At 62.9% G+C, this 3,861-nt stretch carries 6 protein-coding genes; 3 read left to right on the top strand and 3 right to left on the bottom strand.

Features of this window, described 5'->3' with window-relative positions:
* The first annotated feature begins 111 nt into the window (after nt 1-111).
* Nucleotides 112-966, top strand: coding sequence for an alpha/beta hydrolase (locus J4F42_19505; GenBank protein ID MCE2487705.1), 855 nt, complete (start codon nt 112-114; stop codon nt 964-966).
* A 22-nt stretch (nt 967-988) separates the two neighbouring features.
* Here J4F42_19505 and J4F42_19500 read toward each other — a convergent pair whose 3' ends face one another.
* Genes J4F42_19500 through J4F42_19490 form a run of 3 tightly spaced genes read right to left on the bottom strand, consistent with a single transcriptional unit; the run spans nt 989 to nt 3,095 of the window.
* A complete protein-coding gene (locus tag J4F42_19500; protein ID MCE2487704.1) occupies nt 989-1,594 on the bottom strand; it encodes a carboxymuconolactone decarboxylase family protein in 606 nt (201 codons plus the stop codon).
* Nucleotides 1,595-1,623: 29 nt separating this feature from the next.
* On the bottom strand, nt 1,624-2,199 hold the full coding sequence (locus tag J4F42_19495; protein ID MCE2487703.1) for a Uma2 family endonuclease: 576 nt from the start codon (nt 2,197-2,199) through the stop codon (nt 1,624-1,626).
* Nucleotides 2,200-2,240: 41 nt separating this feature from the next.
* On the bottom strand, nt 2,241-3,095 hold the full coding sequence (locus J4F42_19490) for an enoyl-CoA hydratase/isomerase family protein (protein MCE2487702.1): 855 nt from the start codon (nt 3,093-3,095) through the stop codon (nt 2,241-2,243).
* A gap of 145 nt (nt 3,096-3,240) precedes the next feature.
* On the opposite strand from J4F42_19490, the gene J4F42_19485 reads away from it, so the two are divergent.
* Complete coding sequence (locus J4F42_19485) at nt 3,241-3,666, top strand: nuclear transport factor 2 family protein (GenBank protein MCE2487701.1); 426 nt, start codon at nt 3,241-3,243, stop codon at nt 3,664-3,666.
* Between the two features lie 16 nt (nt 3,667-3,682).
* Nucleotides 3,683-3,861, top strand: a 179-nt coding sequence (locus J4F42_19480; protein ID MCE2487700.1) for an LLM class flavin-dependent oxidoreductase, incomplete at its 3' end; no start/stop codon positions are given.

Here is a 3,861-nt window from a genome sequence, read left to right as displayed (position 1 = left end):
GGCATCCTGTGGTCCTCCGCCCTCGGCTGCTATCACACGACCGCTCCAATGGCTACAACCTATCGTGAACCACTCTAGTATGCCTGGGGAGACAAAATAAGGAGGCTTTTCATGCCTGAAGTCACGCTTGCCCACCACACCGCAGCGGTCAACAATGTCCAACTCCACTATGTGACAGCGGGGCACGGAGACCCGGTGGTCCTGCTCCACGGCTGGCCAGAGACCTGGTACCAGTGGCGAAAAATCATTCCTCCTCTGGCCCAGCACTACACCGTTATCGCGCCCGATATGCGGGGCCTGGGCGACTCGTCCAAACCGCTGACCGGCTACGACAAGCGCACGGTTGCCGACGATATCTACCAGCTCGTTCGCCGGCTCGGTTTTGAGCGGATTTTTCTGGTCGGCCATGACTGGGGTGGGCCGGTCGCCTACGCCTACGCCTGCGCCCACCGCCAGGATGTCCGGCGGTTGGTGATTCTCGATGTGCCGATTCCGGGCGCCGGGCTGGAAAAGATTCCCCAGGCCTCCCGGCGGGGCGGGCTGTGGCATCTCTCTTTTCACGGTGTGCCGGACCTGCCCGAGCAGCTGATTGCGGGCCGGGAGCGCCTGTACCTGTCCTGGTTTTACCGCACCGCCTACAACCCGAGCGCCATCAGCGAGGAAGACATTGACGAGTATGTCCGCTGCTACGCCTCACCGGGCGGCATGCGGGCCGGCTTCGAGTATTACCGGGCCATCTGGGACGATGTTGACCACAATACGGAAAACGCCAAGACCAAGCTCAGCATGCCGGTCCTGGCCCTGGGCGGCAAATACAGCTTTGGCAAGCAGACCAAGCGCTCGCTCGAAGCCCTGGCCGAGGATGTCCGGGGCGAGGAGATTGACGCGTGCGGCCACTGGGTGGCCGAGGAGCAGCCGGCGTATTTGACCCAAAAGCTGCTGGACTTTTTTGCCGAAGCGGGCTGAGCCGGCCGGGACGGAGCAGGGTTTAGTCCTCGGCCGGCGGCGCCGGCACCTCCTGCATCCGCTCGGTCGTATCCGTGTCGTACTCCAGATGCAGGGCGCGGGTAATGAGGCCGTGCATGCGCCACAGACCGATGGCGTAGAACAGCTCCAGAATCTGCGGGTCCGACAGGTGGCGCTTGAGTTCGGCGAAAGTCGCGTCTTCGACCAGGTTGCGCGCCAACAGCTCGTCGGTCGCCGCCATGACCGCCCGCTCGGCCGGGCTGAACAGTTCGCTCGTTGTCCAGCCCTTGATGGCGGCCAGCTTGGCCTCCGGGATGTTGACCGTCCGGGCGACCTTCAGGTGCTGGGAGTACTCAAAGCGGGAGTCGCCGACAATGCCGGTCCGCAGGATGGCCAGCTCGCGCAGCTGGGGGTCGAGCTGGCGGCCGGGCCCGAGCATGCCGAGCAGACAATCCCGGGCCTGGACCATCAGGTCGGGAACCAGGGCAAACGTCGTCCAGTAATCGCCGGGCGTGCCGGTTGCGGTGCCCGGCTCGGCAACCGGGTCGCGCTCGCCGAAAAATTCCTGATAAATGGCCCGCACTTCGGCTGAGGCTTCGGCTTTGGGGACTTGGCGCAGTCGGCTCATGGGGTGTCCTTTCGGCTGAGCGGTTTCGGCTATCTATCGAACCGGACTTTGGCATACATGTCGGCGACCAGGAGTTCCGCACTGAGAGACGGAAGGCGGAGGCGATCATCAAAGCGGGTCGTTTCTGAGAGCAGCCAGGTATGAGCCGGCTCCCTGGTGTAGTGCACGATGTGGCATCGGTCCTGGGCCACCAGCAGGTATTCCTGAAGCGAGTCCAGGCTGCGGTAATGCTCAAACTTCCCGCCCCGGTCGTAGTCTTCGGTAGATCGTGACAACACTTCGACAATCAGGGTCGGATTCAGCAGCGTATCCAACTCCGCGTCTTCAAACTGCGGCGTCTCGCACACAACAACCATGTCTGGATAGGTATACAGCCCGCTCGGACTGACCCTCAGCCGCATGTCGCTGGTATAGACTTCGCACGGTCGCTGGCGGAGCTGGGCGTGGAGTCCGGCGGTGATGTTGACGGTGATCAGATTATGCCTGCGACTGGCCCCAGACATGGCAAACAGCTCGCCGTCGAGATATTCGCTCTTGGTCTCGGCCTGGCGTTCCAGGGCCAGGTATTCCTCAGGCGTCAGGCGGGATTGTGTTTGGGAAGACATATAGCTCTCGTCCGGTATGAGATCAGGAAGTGCGCCGCATCCTATGTATCCTCAAGCCAGCGGTTGAAGCGCGGCGTGCGTTTTTCCTGAAACGCCCGCAGGCCCTCTGTGGCATCCGGGTGATGATCGGTCACCGCAGTCTTGGACGCGATTTCATCCAGCGACTGGGCAAAGGTCATCTCGGCCGCGTTGTAGATTGAGCGCTTGAGCATCCGCATCGACACCTGCGGGCCGTCGGCCAGCTCGCGGGCCAGCTCCAGCGTCCGGTCCATCAGCTCGCCGGCCGGCACGACCTCGTGGACCAGACCGAGTTCCAGGGCTTCGGGCGCCGACACAATGCGTTTGCGCATCAGGAAGTCCATGGCCCTGGCCACCCCCAGCAGCTGGACCAGGAGATACTGCCCGCCCTCGTCCGGCAGCAGACCAAAGCGCAGCGTGGCGCTACCCAGCCTGGCGTCCTGGGACGCAATCCGAAAATCACTGGCCAGGGCCAGCGAAAACCCGGTCTGAATGGCGACGCCGTTAATCGCCGCAATGGTCAGCTTGTCCAGACTCCGAACGGCCAGGTTGAGCGGTTGGGAAAAAGCCCGCAGGCCGTTGTAGGTGCCGGTCGCATTGTGGTGACCGGCAAAGATGTCGGGCACCAGCGCCTCGGCCGTGGCCGCGCCGAGCGGCCGGCCGCTGATGTCGTCACCGGCCGAGAAGGCTCGACCCGAGCCGGTAAAGACGACGACCCGAATGCTGTCGTCCATCTGAGCCTGGAGGAGGGTTTCAACCAGGTCGCGTTTGAGGTGGTGGGTCATGCCGTTGAGGCGTTCGGGCTGATTAAAGGTGATACAGGCGATGCCGGGGTCATGTACGGCAACCTCAAAACCACGAAAATGTCCTGCGTTCATGCGCGTCCCCCTTTGCGAAAAACCCATGATTTCCTGTCGTCGCCACAAGGTCAACACGCGCCGGGCCGATATTTGACCGGACAGGTTCCTGATCGCAGAACCAGAGTGTGCTACACTGCCGTCCGTGCAGCAGACAGGAGCAGCCATGAACCATGTGACCACCATCAAACGCTACTACCACGGCTGTAGTACGGCCGACCGGGCCCTCATGATCTCGACCTTCACGGCTGACGTGGTGCACTACTTCACCCACCACGGGCCGATCCGGGGTGCGGAAAACCTGGCCGACTATTGGGCCAAGATGCAGCCGCGCATTCAGGCCACCTGGTCGGTCGATCATGCCCTGGTCCAGGCTGATGAGGCCGTCATCGAATGGACGATGAGCTGGACGCCGCCCGAAACCAACACGCCGGAGCTGATGCGGGGGGCGGAGTGGTATGCCTTTCGCGGAGACAGGATCGCCGAGATCCGGGCTTACTATATCAACCGCCACCTGGCCTATACCCAGCCCCACTTTGAGTTAGCGGGATTTCCCTACGCCGACCGGGACTACACGGTCCTGGAATCCTAGCCGCCGGGAGGGTGTCATGGACTTTGGGACGGTCGTCTTCGCCAGACCGAACAGCTGCGCCGCAGAGGCCAAGCTGGCCGAAGAGTGCGGCTTCAGCCACGCCTGGGTGGCGGACTCGCACATGATGGCCGGGGATGTGTATATGTGCCTGGCGCTGATGGCGGCCGCGACCTCGCGCATTCGCCTGGGCACCGG

The organism is Desulfurellaceae bacterium (assembly GCA_021296095.1).
Classification (GTDB): Bacteria; Desulfobacterota; Binatia; order Bin18; family Bin18; genus JAAXHF01.
The sequence above is the reverse complement of the archived record's forward strand: the minus strand, read 5'-3'. Positions and strand labels throughout refer to the sequence as shown.